At 45.8% G+C, this 16,124-nt stretch carries 11 protein-coding genes; 2 read left to right on the plus strand and 9 right to left on the minus strand.

Going from position 1 to position 16,124, the window contains the following annotated elements; genetic code table 11:
* Positions 1-23 precede the first annotated feature (23 nt).
* Both KJS52_RS14650 and KJS52_RS14655 read left to right on the plus strand, forming a co-directional pair.
* A complete protein-coding gene (locus KJS52_RS14650; protein WP_213516494.1) occupies positions 24-2,255 on the plus strand; it encodes an AraC family transcriptional regulator in 2,232 nt (743 codons plus the stop codon).
* A 79-nt stretch (positions 2,256-2,334) separates the two neighbouring features.
* Positions 2,335-3,210 (plus strand): AraC family transcriptional regulator, encoded by an 876-nt coding sequence (locus KJS52_RS14655; protein ID WP_246563581.1) that lies wholly within the window; start codon positions 2,335-2,337, stop codon positions 3,208-3,210.
* A gap of 580 nt (positions 3,211-3,790) precedes the next feature.
* On the opposite strand, the gene KJS52_RS14660 is transcribed toward KJS52_RS14655, so the two are convergent.
* The 9 genes from KJS52_RS14660 to KJS52_RS14700 all read right to left on the minus strand — a co-directional run bounded on the left by KJS52_RS14660 (position 3,791) and on the right by KJS52_RS14700 (position 16,041).
* Complete coding sequence (locus tag KJS52_RS14660) at positions 3,791-4,864, minus strand: Gfo/Idh/MocA family protein (protein ID WP_213516498.1); 1,074 nt, start codon at positions 4,862-4,864, stop codon at positions 3,791-3,793.
* The gene (locus KJS52_RS14665; RefSeq protein WP_213516500.1) at positions 4,857-6,029 is read right to left on the minus strand and encodes a Gfo/Idh/MocA family protein; all 1,173 of its coding nucleotides are present in this window, start codon (positions 6,027-6,029) and stop codon (positions 4,857-4,859) included. Before KJS52_RS14665 ends, KJS52_RS14660 begins: the two co-directional genes overlap by 8 nt.
* Positions 6,030-6,206: 177 nt before the next feature.
* On the minus strand, positions 6,207-8,264 hold the full coding sequence (locus KJS52_RS14670) for a glycosyl hydrolase 115 family protein (RefSeq protein ID WP_213516502.1): 2,058 nt from the start codon (positions 8,262-8,264) through the stop codon (positions 6,207-6,209).
* Between the two features lie 30 nt (positions 8,265-8,294).
* Positions 8,295-9,173 carry a carbohydrate ABC transporter permease gene (locus tag KJS52_RS14675; protein WP_213516504.1) on the minus strand — a complete coding sequence of 293 codons (879 nt, stop codon included), beginning with the start codon at positions 9,171-9,173 and terminating at the stop codon, positions 8,295-8,297.
* A complete protein-coding gene (locus KJS52_RS14680; protein ID WP_246563582.1) occupies positions 9,173-10,057 on the minus strand; it encodes an ABC transporter permease in 885 nt (294 codons plus the stop codon). The genes KJS52_RS14675 and KJS52_RS14680 overlap by 1 nt, the downstream gene beginning before the upstream one ends.
* 142 nt (positions 10,058-10,199) lie before the next feature.
* A complete protein-coding gene (locus KJS52_RS14685) occupies positions 10,200-11,780 on the minus strand; it encodes an extracellular solute-binding protein (protein WP_213516508.1) in 1,581 nt (526 codons plus the stop codon).
* A 107-nt stretch (positions 11,781-11,887) separates the two neighbouring features.
* Positions 11,888-13,720: a sensor histidine kinase gene (locus KJS52_RS14690; protein WP_213516510.1), complete on the minus strand. Its 1,833-nt coding sequence runs from the start codon at positions 13,718-13,720 to the stop codon at positions 11,888-11,890.
* A complete protein-coding gene (locus KJS52_RS14695; protein WP_213516512.1) occupies positions 13,717-14,733 on the minus strand; it encodes a response regulator in 1,017 nt (338 codons plus the stop codon). The genes KJS52_RS14690 and KJS52_RS14695 overlap by 4 nt, the downstream gene beginning before the upstream one ends.
* 171 nt (positions 14,734-14,904) lie before the next feature.
* The gene (locus tag KJS52_RS14700) at positions 14,905-16,041 is read right to left on the minus strand and encodes a DUF2264 domain-containing protein (RefSeq protein WP_213516514.1); all 1,137 of its coding nucleotides are present in this window, start codon (positions 16,039-16,041) and stop codon (positions 14,905-14,907) included.
* Positions 16,042-16,124 lie beyond the last annotated feature (83 nt).

A 16,124-nucleotide genomic window follows, 5' to 3' on the forward strand; every position in this document is an offset into this window, starting at 1 on the left:
ACAATAGGAAAAGGGGAGTACATATGAGACTGAACAAAATTCGAAAGCACGGCAGCCTGTATGTAAAAATGCTGCTTGGCATTACGCTTGGCATTGTAATCGTATTGATTGCAAGCTCATCGGTCTACTATTTTTCATTTACACGCATTTTGCAGCAAAAAGCATTTGAATCCGATTTAAGCGACCTGAAGCATACCGGGCATGCGATAGCGATTACGACTGAAAATGCTCAAACTGTCTCCTTTCAAATTTACCGCAACAGCTCGATTGCCAAAATTCTTTATTACAGCAATCCTCATCCGTTCGATATCCAGGGCGCTATGCTCGATCTAAGCAATTATTTAAGCTCGATGCCGTTTATTGAATCAATCTATGTGTACAATGCTGCCCAGGAACGCTACTATATCGTTTCGCAAAACGGGCAAAAAGGTGTTATTCAGGCAGAGCAGCTGACGGATACTGCTTTTATGGAAATTGTAAGCGATTACCGAAGCTATAAGCCGTTTGCTCCAATACCGCGGATTATTGAGTCTGATGACCAGACAAGCAGCGGCACGGCTGTCTATACCTATTTATGCTATGATGCCATCCGCGCCGACAATAAAATGAATTCGGCAATAGCGGTTAATATTTCAGCAGACTGGATTAACCAGGGCATCTATCTAAATGAGAGCAATGAAGCGGATCAAATGTTTCTTGTCGACAACCAGGGCGTCGTCCGTTCTATCGAAAATTTGATTGCACTGGATTCTGATTCAAGCGATGCTGGCACATTGCTGACTCTAAATCCTGACAAGCAAGCGGCCTATTCGATTTCCAGCTTTAACGGAACTCGATCATTGTTAAGCTATACGGCGCGGGATCAGTTTGGCTGGTATTATGTGCGTGTTTCCCCATATCAGCAAATTGTTGGAGAAGTGCAGCAGGTAGGCGTGACTACGATTCAAATCGCTTCTATTATATTGATAGCAGGCTTGCTGCTGTCATGGCTGTTGTCGAAGTATTTGTATGTTCCGATTAATAAAATCGAGATTCGTATGGAGGATCTTGAATCGGAATGGCGCAACAGCAGCTATACAATCAGGCAGAATACTCTGCACAAGCTGCTGCAAATTCAAGGCTTTGATCCGAAGCTGCAGCTGGAAAAGCTGCGCAGAGTCGGGATTCAGTTCGATTTTACAAGCCCGTATCACTTGATATATTTGCGAATCGATCGATTTGAGGAACTGAAGCAGCAAGGCCATGGAGATGTGCTGACCTATAAATTTGCGATTATGAACATTAGTACGGAAATTTGCTCGAAATATTTCCGCGTAGAAGCGCTGGATTTGGAGGATGACAGCTTGCTTATGTTCGTTAATGTGCCCGAAGCCTCCACGGTTGCCCCAGATACTCTGGGCGTTATTTTGAAGGAGGTGCAGGCTGCCTGCAAGGAATATTTGCGGCTCGGGCTATCGATTGCGGTTACTCCGCTTTGCAGCGATCCGTATCAGCTGCATACGCTGTACAAGCAAGCTAGAGAGGCTTCACTGCATCGTTTCTTTGAAGGAAGAGGCGCCATTATCGACATGTCGAAGCAGCACTTCGAGCAGAAGCCGCATCATTTCCCGATCGGGAAGGAAAAACGCTTGATCGAGGCATTGAAAACCGGCAGGCAGGAGGAAGCCAAACTGCTATTCAGCGAGATTATGGAGGAGACACGCGCTTATTCGATTCATACGGCCCAGTTGACTGTTAAGCATTTGACAGCAACCTTGGAAAATATGGTGGCGGAAATAGAACGCAACGGCTCTCTGCAGCTTGGCTTTGGATCAGAGCTGCACGTTCCGAGATTTGAAAACGTTGAGACGCTCGAAGAGCTGACACATGATTTTCATCAGCTCTTCGATACGATTATGTCGAAGCTGAATGAGAAAAGAAGCGGCAAGCAGGAAGAACTTATACGTAAAATTAACGAAATTATTGCACAAGAGTTCGCAAATCCTATGCTTAGTCTGAACTACATTGCAGACGAGCTGGGCATGTCCACCTACCATATTAGCCGGGTGTACCGCCAGCAAAACTCAGCGACAATTATTGATGCCATCAACGATTATCGTATGGAGCATGCCAAGCAGCTGCTAACCAACACCGAGACCTCGATCGCCGAAATTTCAGCGAAAACGGGCTATACAAGCAGCTCTTATTTCCATCGCATGTTCAAAAAGCTGTATGGCGTCACCCCTTCCGAGTTTCGTAAAGCCAATCGTTGCTAAACGGTTGCTTGCTTATGAACGATTCGCTATAGTGGAGAGAGATAAGCTTCCGTACATATTTAATTAGGAGGGAATGCGCTTGGTTTCTCGTGTAGTCGCCGGTTTGAATGAAGAGCCTCTCGATTTTGCATATAGACGGATCAGTGTCGACAACCAGTTCAAGGAAACGTTCCACTCCCATCGCGGCACCGAGATTTTATTAATCCATCAAGGAAGCGGAACGATGATCGTCAACAACGTCAGCTATGATATTAGACCAGGCATGCTATGTATATTTCAGCCCTATCAGCTGCATCATCTAAAGCTCGATTATTCAGACCATCAATCCTTTGAGCGTTCTCTAGCTACCTTTGAACCAACAATGTTCGCTTCATATTTTGAGAAATGGCCGGCTCTCCAGGCCTTTTACAACTATATAAACACAAGCATCCTTCCTTCTCCGTGCATTTATGGAGTGGAAGAGACTCATGAAATGGTGACGCTGTTCCAAAGCATGCAGCAACGGCTGTCGAGCTTGTCCGAGGCTGAGCAGCTTGAGGAAATTTCTTTGTTTCTCGTGCAGCTGTTTCGCAGCTTGAAGCCGCTGTGGCAAAAGCAGCAGGTTCAGCTAAAACCGTTTCGCACTCGCAAAAATCATCATGTGGAGCAAATGCTGGGATGGATTGAGCAGCATTATACGAAGCCGTTTCATCTTGATGAGATGGCCAAGGAGCTGCATCTGTCTACCTATCATTTGTCGCATACGTTCAAGGAAACGGTCGGCATCAGCATTACCGAGTATATTGCTACGCGCAGAACCCATCAAGCGCTGCTGCTGCTCACTACGACGGATAAGCCGATCGCGTTGATCGCGGAAGAGATTGGCATTACAAACTGCTCGTATTTCTGCAAATTTTTTAAATCTCGCATGGGGGCTACGCCCCATCAATACCGCAAAAGATGGACCAAACAGTAGAGAGGTAGTTTAAAAAGCTGGACTTTGATGACGAGGTGACTTCTTTGTAGCGTTGTCGACGGCGAATATGTCACGCTACCGAAAGCTCCGGTGCTCACGTAGCGGTTATCTACGCTGCGCTCCTCGCTTTCTAGTATCGTGCCATCTTCTTGGTCCTGAAAGCCCAGCTTTTTAAACCTCATTGTAAGGTAATTCAAAAACTGGACTTTGATGACGAGGTAGTGCGTTGTGGTGGATTCGACGTCGAATCTTGGACGCTAGCGAAAACTGCGGTGCTCACGTAGCTCTGCTCTACGCTGCGCTCCTCATTTTCTACTAGCGTCCAAGCTTCTTGGTCCTGAAAGCCCAGCTATTTAAACCTCGATTGGAAGGTGATTCAAAAACTGGACTTTGATGACGAGGTGATTGCGTTGGAGGTTACTCGACGTCGAATCTTGGACGCTAACGAAAACTGCGGTGCTCACGTAGCTCTGCTCTACGCTGCGCTCCTCGTTTTCTACTAGCGTCCAACCTTCTTGGTCCTGAAAGCCCAATTTTTGAATTCTTATTGGAAGAGTGTTCAAAAACTGGGCTTTGCAATTTATTCAATATGGGTTGCGTTGAGTTGGGCGATTATGCTTAGCTCGGCTGCTTTGAAGGCGTGCTCTTGTGTCATGGCATGCTCTGTGCGGTTTATGCAGTCGAGTATTAATTGGCCGAAGTAGGGATGTCCTACTTTGCCTGATACGTTCATGTAATGCTCTCCTTCGGAATTGACTAAATATACGTTGTCCCCGCTTCGCTCTCGGCCGATGTCTACATATTTGCGCAGCTCAATGTAGCCGTCGGTGCCAAGAATGGTCGTACGTCCGTCTCCCCAGGTCGACAGACCGTCTGGCGTAAACCAATCCACTCTGAAATACCCTGTTGCACCGTTGTCTCCGACCAGTGTCGCGTCGCCGAAGTCTTCAAATTTGGCATATTGCTTATGATGATAGTTTGCTTTCTTGCTATGAACGACTTGTGCGTTTTGCGCACCTGTGTAATATAAAAACTGTTCAATCTGATGGCTGCCGATATCGCACAATATTCCGCCGAAACGCTCTCTGTCGAAGAACCACTCCGGGCGACTGTTGGCGCTGATTCGATGAGGTCCCAGGCCGATCACTTGTATGACACGTCCGATCGCTCCCTGCTCGATTAATTGTCCGGCGTATACCGCACTTTCCACATGGAGCCGTTCACTGTAATAGACCGCATATTTCTGCTTCGTTTCCTCAACCTTTTGCTTCGCCAATTGCAGCTGCTCCAATGTTGTAAGCGGTGCTTTATCGGTAAAATAGTCCTTCCCATGCGACATTACGCGCAAGCCTAATGCACAGCGCTCTGAAGGAATAGCTGCCCCTGCTACGAGCTGAATGCTGCTATCCTGTAAAATTTCTTGCTCCGAGCGAGCAATTTTTACATCAGGAAAGCTCTTTTGAAATGCCGCAACCTTCGCTGGATCAGGATCGTATACCCATTCCAGTTGAGCGCCAGCCGCTATTAGTCCAGCACTCATCCCATATATATGACCGTGGTCAAGACCGATTGCCGCAAAGCGAAACTCTCCAGGCGAACAAACCGGGCTTGGCTTCGCCTGCGGGACATAATACATTCCACTCTTTTTATCCATGCTGCTCGTTCCTTTCCTCAAGGTTTCTTCCTAATGTGATGTCGAGCTCTTTGAAGTTTTCAACATGCTGTTTTTTCTCATAGAAGTAAGTGGCATGCTTCAGCACTCCTTCACGTGTATAGAACGGATCATCAGGCTGCAGCGGCAGCTCTACGCATTGCCCAGTGCTGGCTGATTTGTAAATACTCATAATCAACTCCAGCGTCGCTCTCCCGCTAATACCATCAATGAGCAAATCTGCGCCAGTTTCAATCGCTGACAGCACATTATCGATTTGTCCTGCATGTCCCTGATGTACAAGCTCAGGCACTCGCTCATAATATTGCTGTATTGCGGTTTCCAGCTCAGCGTTAGGCTCCGGAAAACCATTAGACCTGGAGACCGATGCTGCAAGCTTCCACGGAGCAGAAATGCGCGCATTTAGTCCCTGGAAAATAAGCTGCTGCTCTTCTCCATGATGAACAACTGAGCTTGTCACCTGCCCAAGAGCTCCATCCGGGTAACGCAGCATCGCGATCGATAAATCTTCAATTTCTGCGTTGTCATGGGCTACGTTGCTCATAAAGGCTTGAACCTGACTTGGCCGCCCCTGCATCCAGAGCAGCGCATCAATATGGTGCACCGCATGGTTAAGAGTAGGACCTCCGCCTTCCTTTTCCCATGTACCGCGCCACCATAAGTCGTAGTAGCAATGTCCGCGCCACCAATAAGAGTCTACCTGGGCATGCAAAATTTTACCTGCCAGCCCGCTATCCAAAACTGCCTTCAGCTTCATCATCGGATTTGTAAAGCGATTTTGCGCGACAACGGATACGAGCTTCCCGCTGTTGCGTGCTGCTTCATTAATGTCGTCGCATTCCTTGAGCGATGCCGCCATTGGCTTCTCAATCAAAACATGGCTGCCAGCGTTCAGAAATGAAGTTGCAATTTCCGCATGCACATACGGAGGCGTACAAATGGATACAAGATCAATCTCTTGATGCAGCAGTTCTTTGTAATCGGATACAATTTGCGCATCAAGCTTGAATTTTTCAGCCAGATTCTGAGCTTTCTCAGGATAAGTATCACAAACGGCGACAATTTTACAGCGATCGGTAAATTGCAGATAGCCCGCTGCATGAGCGGATGAAATCGCACCTGCGCCGATTATTGCTACCTTCAACATATGCAGCCCTCCAATGTTATTTATGTCATTCCTCTTACTCATCATAAACAATGAAGCCGCTGCAATGTCCTTCTCTGTTGTGGCAAAAATAACGCTACATTGCGGAAACTTGTTAAACTTGCTATGCCACCATAATAATCCTAATTTTTCAATATATTCAATCGGTCAATGATCTGCTCAAACACCAAACTTTTCTGCCAGCTGCCTGGCAAGCTCATCGTCTGATAGTGGGTTGCGATGCGTATTTTCCAGGTAGATATATTTCTCGGTTTCTGGCATTAAATATGTTTTGTACCATTTGAAAAAGTCTGGATTGTCGCCCTGCATACGCAGCCAGCGCCGCAGCGTGTCCATATTTCCTACCGTGCTTTTAATGTTAGTCAGCCAGTCTGCCCGGAAGAAATGCTCCCACTTGCCATGCTCGGCCCTCTTTAGTGCTTTGAGGCCTTGCTCATACTTCCACATTGCCTGCGATGCATATACGAAAGCTAGCGGGTTATTACCATCACGATAAGCCTGATAGGACTGCCCCAGCTTTGCGAAGCCCTCGCAGCCAGATCGATGCAGCGCTGCATGCAGCTGCAAATGGTCCTGCAAGCGAATCCGTTCAGCTTCATCAAGTGCCGGCAATATTCGCTCGATGTTCTCCAGCATATCAGTCCAGCCTGGAATAGCATCTGCACAGAGTTTGCGAAGTCGTTCTACTTGCACTGGAAAATCCACTTCACCTGTAACCCATTTTAGAGAGGCAAGCGGCTGGTCGGATTTTCCCCGAAGCCAATGACCAACTATTTCTCGGGCTGGATGGTGATAGAATTCATCCCCGGCCTTGTCATCCTCATTTGGACCGTATTGAATCGTGCGAGTCGCGTAGTCGCAATAGAGCTCAGCTATTTCCGATCTTTTAGTAGAAAACATGCGGCTTACAAATGAATGTAGATGCTCCTCCGTATTCGCTTGCCCCCGCAGCCAAAGCTCTCGCACCAAATCTAGCGTATAGAGATGAGGTCGTATGTTGCCGCTATTAACGAGCACATAGTCCTTCGCGCCAACTCCAAATGCTTCCTCTACCTCGCGTTTAATCAGATCAGCATTTGCCGAAAACATTGTCAAATGATTCGAAGCCTGAAGATCGTGGAATGTAACATGATAATAAATGCCGTGCTTGCCTGCTTCATTTTTATTTGGAAGTGCGGGAACACGGGAGTTTTCATTCCCATTACGACGAGAAACCATTTTCCCGTAGCCGTTATCTGCCCATATTTTAATAATATCGTCTGGAATGTCGATATGTCCTGCTTTATACAATTCTGAAATTTCCCCGTACAGAGCTACACAGCAATAAGGATCGGCTACTTTGGCACGCACCATGTCATATTGTCTGCGTACAACGCGGCTAATCATTTCCCCGCGCTTCTCAGGTGTGTCAAATGATGGATCTTGAATCCAGAACGGCTGATCTCCTTGTCCGCGGAAGGAAAGCACCCACACGATGTTGCGATCCTTTTGTTTATTAATCGCTTCTTCCCATAGCTGCTCGAACAGGTCTGGGTTGGTCTGGTAGCTCGCTTGCTTGCCAGGATAAGCCCGTAAAAACATCTCTGCGCCCAGCGGTTCTGCATGATGATGCGTTACCCATAACCCCATCTCAGCAGCCAAATCTGCATGAACCCCATGCTTTGGCAAATCCGTTCCCGGTATAACCATATTGCCGCCGCAGCGCAGCAATGCTTCAAAAACCGGCTGCCATACTTCACGAGAAGGTGGATATTCTTCCTTCCAGCCGATCAAGCATACCTCGTCATTGACGAACCAGCCTCGAAAGCGTACGGATGGCTGAGGAGCATCATAATTTTCTGCAGGAACCTCAATATGATCGCGTTGTTTTGGGGGAAGATCCGCCCAGAACCAAAATGGATCGACACCGAGAAACTTCTCGCTATATCGCAGCATACCGTACACCAGGCCAAGCTGATCAGCAGCAGCAATGTGAAGCGTCAACCGGTCTCCGTCATGGACGAAACGAAAACAAAATGCTTCTGCGTGCTGTGGGCATTGGTCTTCTGGATGGGCATATCGAAACACGACATCCGCTTGCCCCTGCTCAATCAAAACGGGAGCTGTACCAAAAACATGCTCATGGTCTCGCTTCACCATATCCCAAGCATGTGCGACTGACGAGGCCGCCTGCTCAGGTAAACGATATGTCGTATTTTTATCAATTGTGAATGTCATCTTATCTCCTCCATCGTATGCAATATTCGATCAGCCCTTCAATGATCCGAGCAGCATGCCTTTGTTGAAATGCTTCTGCAGAAATGGGTAAATAATCATCATCGGTAGCGCTGACACAACAATTGCCGCCATTCGCGCACCAGGTGTATACGAAATGACTTGCTCCATTAACATAGCCGAATCATCCATAGACTGATTGAGCACAAGGATTTGTCTCAGGAAAACCTGCAGCGGCCACATGCTGGAGTCATTCAAGTAAATGAGAGCAGAAAAATACGTATTCCAGTAGCCTACCATATAGAACAGTACAAAGGTTGCGATGGAGGCTTTAGATAAAGGAAGCATAATATTAAAAAATGTTCTCCATTCCCCACAGCCGTCGACACGTGCCGACTCCTCTAATTCATGGGGGATGGAAGAAAAGAAGCTTCGCATGACAATTAAATAGAAGGGTGTGACTGCGCCAGGCAGCCAAAGCGACCAAAAGGTATCGATTAACTGAAATTCCTTGATAACAAGATAAGTAGGAATCAAGCCGCCAGAAAATAGCATCGTGAAGACAACCATAAAATTAATCAACGTTCTTCCTTTAAGCCATTTCTTCGATAAACCGTAGGCCATAAGAGTCGTTACCGAGATGCTGATCGCTGTTCCTACGACTGTTATCGTAACTGCATTCATAAAGCTTTGAGAAAAGGTATTATTACCAAGTAAGTAGAGATAAGCATCTAACGTCCATTCCTTCGGCCATATGAAAAAGCCTCTCGTTAAATACTCTCTTTCAGTTGCGAAGGATGTCATTAATACATAGAGAAGTGGAAAAATGATTGCGGCTCCCCATATGATTAGAATGCAGTATACGAATACGTCAATATGCTTTTCATTTTTAATGATGCGTTGAGCTTTCATTAATAAACGCCCTCCCTTCCTGAACGCTTGGCAATCGCGTTTGCAGCAAGAACTAATACTAGGCCGACAACTGACTTAAATAATCCAACTGCTGTCGTATAACTGAATTCACCCTGCTGCACGCCTACTCGGTAAATATAAGTGTCAAATACATCAGACACGACAAGGTTTAATGGATTTTGCAGGAGGAAAATATGCTCAAAGCCGATATCGATAAAGCTGCCTAAACGTAGAATGAACAGGATCAGTACAACCTGTGCTAGAGATGGAAGCGTAATATGCCAGATCTGCTTTAAGCGACTTGCTCCATCGATTTTCGCTGCTTCATACAACGTCGGGTCAATGGAGGCAAGTGCAGCCAAATATATAATGGCACTCCAGCCTACTTCCTTCCATATATTTTGCAGCAGCCATATCCAGCGAAAATGATCAGGATCAGTTAGCCCTTCATATCTGGGCAAGCCTACTGAAGCTAGCCATTCATTGATTCCACCAAATTCACTGGCAAACAAAATATTCGTAATTCCAACTACAACGATCATTGAGACAAAATGCGGCAAATAAACGATCGTTTGCAAGGATGACTTAAACCATTTGATGCGCACCTCATTAAGTATTAGTGCGAAAATAATAGGAGCAGGAAAATAAAAGCATATATCAATTAAATTAAGAATTAACGTGTTTTTAAGCAGTGTTGCAAATTGTTGCTCAGTAAACAAACGAACAAAATTTTCTAGTCCTACCCATTTACTTCCCCAAACTCCTCGAAACGGGCTATACTGCTGAAAGGATATTGCGATCCCAAACATCGGCAAATATTTGAATAAAATAATGGAAAGCAGCCCTGGCAGCACCATCAAGTAAATCGGAAATGCTCGTTTCATATAATGGGCCATTGTTGAAGAAGTCGTTCTCCTGGAATTAGCAACAATTGGTTTGCTTGCGGATGCCCTCATGCTGTCCCGCCTTTCTTCTTTCTTATTGAAAATTCAGTCGGCCGCAATCAATGCGGCCGGCTTCTTCATACTATTTGCCTTTTTGCTTAGCATAGGCGTCGTTCACTTCTTGAATAATTTGATCTCCGCCTCCAGCTTTCCACGCTTCAATAGCTTGATCAATGCTGTCTACAGGCTCTTGCCCGATAACAATTTTCAATTGTGCTTCAATAAACTTCACTTCAAGATCTTTCCATTTGCTTGCGTAGGTATCCGAGTATATCGTTAAGCCGCCAGAATCATTTCTCCATGGATACAGCGCATTATTTTCGTTATATTTCGCTACAAATTCAGCTTCCTTTGGGTCTGTCCATCTAAAGACATTCAGGTTGGCATCGGCACGCTTGAAGAACCAGTTATTTAAAATACGCGGCAAATCCGTTTCGATTAAATCGGTTGCCTTATATGTGCCATCAGCTTCCTTTGTATAATGAACACCTTCAATACCGCTCCTCATAATGTCCGTTCCTTCATCGGTTACCCACCAATCCAAAATTTTCAGGATGCGCTGCTGCTTTTTAGGATCAATCGTTCCATTGATGACAACTTTACGATCGCCTATTAATCCGGCAGGATTGCCGCGTAGACCTGTAGGGCCAAGCGGTGGCGCAAGCTGAACAAGCTCAGCGTCAGCATCATATTCCTTTAGCTTCACATTATCCGCCAGCATCGCCATTGGATGATGGTGGTACAAGCCTGTTTTGCCTGCTTGATACAGCTCATACACATTTGCATTGCTTCGGCTAAGGAAGTCCTTGTCGATAATGCCTTCCTCGTACATGTTGCGTAAATATGCTAAAAAGTCCTTCTGCTCCTGCGACTGCACAAATTGCGGGATCAGCTGATCATCTACCAGCTTCCAGCCATTCGCAAGCCCGAATGCCGCGCGTAATTGTCCAGTATTCGTACTGAGCGTATTATCCGTTGCAAAGCCAATTGTATCCTTCTTCCCGTTTTGATCAGGATCATTTAGTGCGAACGCTTTCACAATCTCATAAAATTCATCAAGGTTAAAGGTAGCTTCATCGGGCATCGTCAACCCTACATTACGAATCCAGTCAGCACGCACCTGGTAGCTGTCACGCACTTCAACTTCCCAAAGCGGAATACCGTAAATCTTTCCTTCCGGGTTCATCATTTCCCATTGATAGTCAGGATAGGCCTGTGCCAAATTCGGATATTGCTCCAGATAAGGCGCCAAATCCATAAATACTTCTTCACTTTGCCATTTTCCGTAATTATCGGCCGGCACTCGATACAGATCAGGCAAGCTGCCTGACGCTGCCATAACATTTAGCTTATCATTATACGTCGGACCATCTGTCCACATCAGCTTCAAATCAACATTAAACTTTTCATTCAAATACTGAATCGTTGGATGATCCTCTCTCCACTTGCCACCGCTCCATGATTCCGGCATAAATGTAAGCGTTAGACGCTCAGTCCCATCATCAAGCGCCGCTGCGTTAGCTGATCCTCCTTCTTTATCCCCTAAACCATTACTTTGCTGTTCCACGTTGTTCGTTGCCGCTTCATTCTCTGTTCCGGCACAAGCAGCAGCAACAGAAACGATTAGCAGTAATACTAGCAAACTTACAACTGACTTTTTCATCTTTTTCCCCCTTCTGCTCTCATTCTTTAGCCAAATCGACTATAGCCCAATTCTAAATGAAAAGATCGCCTTTGTTTTTACAACATTTTAAGATTCATTATCCGATCTTACTTTTCTTTTCTGTAAGGGATACGAAGTGAGACAACAGTTCCTCTCTCCTCAAAGGCATTGATCGTGATGCCATATTGCTTTCCGTATTGCAGCACAAGGCGAGCATGCACATTAGCAAGGCCAAGCGAATCATGCGTTCTGTATTGGGCTTCCTCCTTATGCTCTGCCACCTTAACGAGGGAGCTTCTTACAGATTCCAGTTTTTCGGGGGACATGCCCGGGCCATTGTCAGCTACTTCAATAATTAAGTCATCCCCTTCATCGAAGGCGTTAACTAAGATGCTGGCGTTTCCGTTTTTCGGCTCTACCGCATATTTCACTGCATTTTCTACAATTGGTTGCAGGGACAGCTTAACGAGATGTGCAGACATAAACTTCTCATTCACATACACCTTGCTTTGAAAATTTTGCATGAATCGAATATCAATAATCTCCAAATATTTGCTCAAATGCTCAATCTCTTCACGCAGCGTCACTTCCAGCGGCTCTAATTTCGCTGTATATCTGAAAAATGAAGCCAGGTTCCCTGCTATTTTTTCGATTCTAGGCACTTCCTCCATGTAGGCAATGCTTCGAATAATACCGAGCGTGTTATACAAAAAGTGCGGATTGATTTGCCCCTGCAGCGCTTTAATCATTGCATCTTTTTGCTGTACCTCCAGCTTCATCTCTCGCAGCTGATACTGGTACACGTCCTCGATTAGCGTATTTAATTGCTCCAGCATTTTACTAAAGCTGCGGCTTAAGCTTTGCAGCTCATCCTTACCGGGATGAAACTCAACGCGAACAGCCAAGTTTCCCCTTTCGACCTCATGCATAGCCTTTTTCAGCCGCAGAACGGGCTGTATCAAAATATTTGTCAGTATCGGTACGACTAAAATAACGATTAAAAACAGAAAGAGGAGAACGATCAGCAACGATTGAGTGGCCAAGTTTAATCCAGTTGCCATTTCATGCAGGGGAACAACTGCGACATTTCTCCACCTTGTAAAATCTGAACGGGTAAAGGTAAGTAAATAATCCTTTCCCGCAACCTTTTGCACCGTATCGGAGCTGTTTAAGTCAAAGTCATTCAATAGAGTTTCCGTTATCGGCTTGCCCACAAGACTGGCGTCCGGGTGGTACACAACCGTATCCTCGGCGGATACGATAACAAAGGTTCCCGTTTCCCCGATCGTTGTCTTTCCCATAATTTCATTAATTTCTGACAAGGATAGATTAATAATTAGTCTGCCGACAACACTCGTGTCCTCAATACTGAAAACAGGAATAACTAATGAGACAATCGGGATCTTATACGGATAGGAAAGATAAGTAGGGATGACCATCGTTTCATTGGTAAATGGTATAGAAAGCCAAGCCTCTATCGACTGATCCTCCACTCTGCCGTTAGAAGAAACAAATTCACCATCCTGCTTTAAAAGTACCAGACTCTCAATCTCGGAATAGTTGATCGCGATATACCTTCGCAGCGTATCCTCAATGATTGGCTTGTTGGATGCAGTTAAAGCAGCTTTTCCGGTTAGCCAGGCTTGAACTGCTCCTGCCTCATTGTTCGTGCTTAATCTGTCTCTCATTCCGGGAATAGGTCCAGCGATAACTGCTGAGGTAGATTGAATTAACTGCTTGAAGTAACGATCAATTTGATTATTCAAGCTTGCAGAAGAACTGCTGGCAATATTAAAGAAATCTTGCGTCGTTGCTCTGGTGTAGTAATATTGTGCAAACAGCGCAATTGTCACTACGCCAAGCAGACTAATCGTTAGAAAGGCAATGATCATTTTCTGTTTAATAGAGAATCGGTACAAGTAACGAACGATATGCTTCATAGCCCCATCCTCTTGCGGAAAGCGTTAGGGGAAACACCGACGGAATTTTTGAATACTCTAATAAAATAAGGCTGAGTAGCGAACCCGACACGTTCAGCAATTTCATAGTTTTTAAGCTGTGTCTCGAGCAAAAGCTGCTTTGCTTTTTCCACTCTAACCTCCTGAATATATTGAACTAACGTTCGACCTGTGCAGCGCTTGAACCATGCGCTAAAGTAGGAAATGCTCATGTTGGAGAACTGAGCCATCTCTGTTAAAGAAATATCCTTCTTATAGTGGCTATGAATGTATTCACAGACACGTTTTATGATGTGATTAGAGTTGGACAAGGCGTGCTTGGATAAATGAACCATTACGATATCTGCCAGCTGGTTGAAATAACGGATAATAACCGAATCTTCTGCTTCCATTGGAATAGAGGGTACAGGTCGCTCAAGAGATAGTTGCTCCATGATCCCGATCAGCTTCCGGTCGAACATGCGCAGCAAGTTTAGTCTTGCTGCTGGATTAATATATTTAAGCTTTAAGACGGAATCAATGATGTCCGTCAATTTTCTAGCTGCAGTCTGCGGCGACATCTCACCGAAGCAGTCCACAAGCTGTTGGAATCGTGACATATAGCTGTTAATATCTTTTAATCTCCCTATACTTTCTTCTGTTCTTTGCAAGGCTGCTTGAAGCTGCTCTATATCTACCGGCTTCAATAAGTATTCAGTCACGCCATAACGCATTGCTTTTTGAGCATATTGAAAGTTGTCATAGCCGCTAATAATAATAAAACTCATCGGAATGCCCTGCTCGTGAATGTTGTGAATAAGCGACAGACCGTCGAGCTTAGGCATCATAATATCTGTAATCAACACCGTCGGCCAAAGCTCTTGAATTAAAGCCCACGCTTCCTCACCGTTCGTTGCTTCCGATACTGTAAATTTCCCTTCGCCAATCCGGCTGACCATTTCGACAACAGAATTTCTGATCCACGGTTCATCCTCAGCTACTAGAATATGATACATCGCATTCACCTCGAGATTGTAATGCCTTAATTTTAGCAGATATTTATTGTCTAATATTCTACTTTGTTATCCGATCTTACAGTTTTGCCAGGGCGTGTCTGAGAACTCCGAAAACAATAAAAAAGAGTAAGCGATAGAGTCTAATAAGTACTCTAAGCTTACTCTTGGCAACTACTCTAATATTGCTTTATCTATTGGAATCACTTCGCCGAGCCACGCCTTGCGCGAAGTCCAGGCAGCCTCGCCTTGCCAGAAAGCATTGTGGGGAGGAAGTCCTAGCGGAAGAAAAACTGTCGTGCACAAGTACAAGCTTCCCGTAGAAATATAGCCTTCACCTAGCTCCTTCTGGCTGCCGGCAAAACCAATTGTTAGCCAACCCTGCTCATCGAATGTATTGGGCATCTCCAGCTGCCGTTTAATGACGGCCGTCAGCGCACAGCGAACCTGAGCTGGTTCAAGCTCTTCAGCAAGCTGCTGCCTTAATGCCATCAAGGCCAAATGCTGAAAGGCTCCAAAGCGATAAGCAAGCGAGCGGCCAAGCGGCGGGTAAGCTCCTTCCGGAGAAATAAGCCGCTCCAGCACCGAAGCATAACGTACTCCCCTATTTAACACTTTACTGCGCAATTGCGCCCAGTCCGCAAATTGATCGCCCAGCACATCCAATATATCAATCAGCAGCGGTTGAATGACAAAACTATTATAGTAATCCCAATGAAATGATGGACCGTCTCCATAAGCACCATCTCCTGCGTACCACTGCTCATGCTGCCGCAGCGCATAGTCAACGCGCATGCGGTCCCAATCTTTTCCCATCTTGTACAAAGCAGCTTCAATGACTGCGCTAAACAGCAGCCAATTGCTGAATACAGGACGAATCGTGCGCGTTGCCATTAATGCAGCAGCCAAATTCTGTTTCACTTTAGGCTCGAGCTGTTCATACAGCTCGTTCGGAGCACGCAGCAGCGCATTTGCCAAAAAAGCCGCATCGACTAGCGGCTGGCCGCCTTTGTCAAAATTCATAAAATCAGGAGAGGCTGGGTCCGTTGCTGCATCAATCGCCCGTCTAGCCATCTCAGCCATATGAGCGCGGGCTTTCCCTTCCTCTCCTGAACGCGGTCCGGTTTCCAGCCACGGCGCTATTCCTGCCAGCGTACGTCCCAACGCCTCCAAATGAGTATAGAGAATACGATCATCCGCCTTTGCTTCGACAGGCATTTCAATCCGAAGCCGACGTTCACTTAAAGCCTTAAGCACAGGATGCGCAATACGCAGCAGTGCATCGACCCAATACTGTCTATCAGTCGTCATATATGCATCCCTCCTTTTAGGGCGTGTCTAACCGTGTTCTTAGACGCGCCCTAGACACAGTATAGATCGTTGTGACGAGGTGC

The organism is Paenibacillus montaniterrae (genome assembly GCF_018403185.1).
GTDB classification, from domain to species: domain Bacteria; phylum Bacillota; class Bacilli; order Paenibacillales; family Paenibacillaceae; genus Pristimantibacillus; species Pristimantibacillus montaniterrae.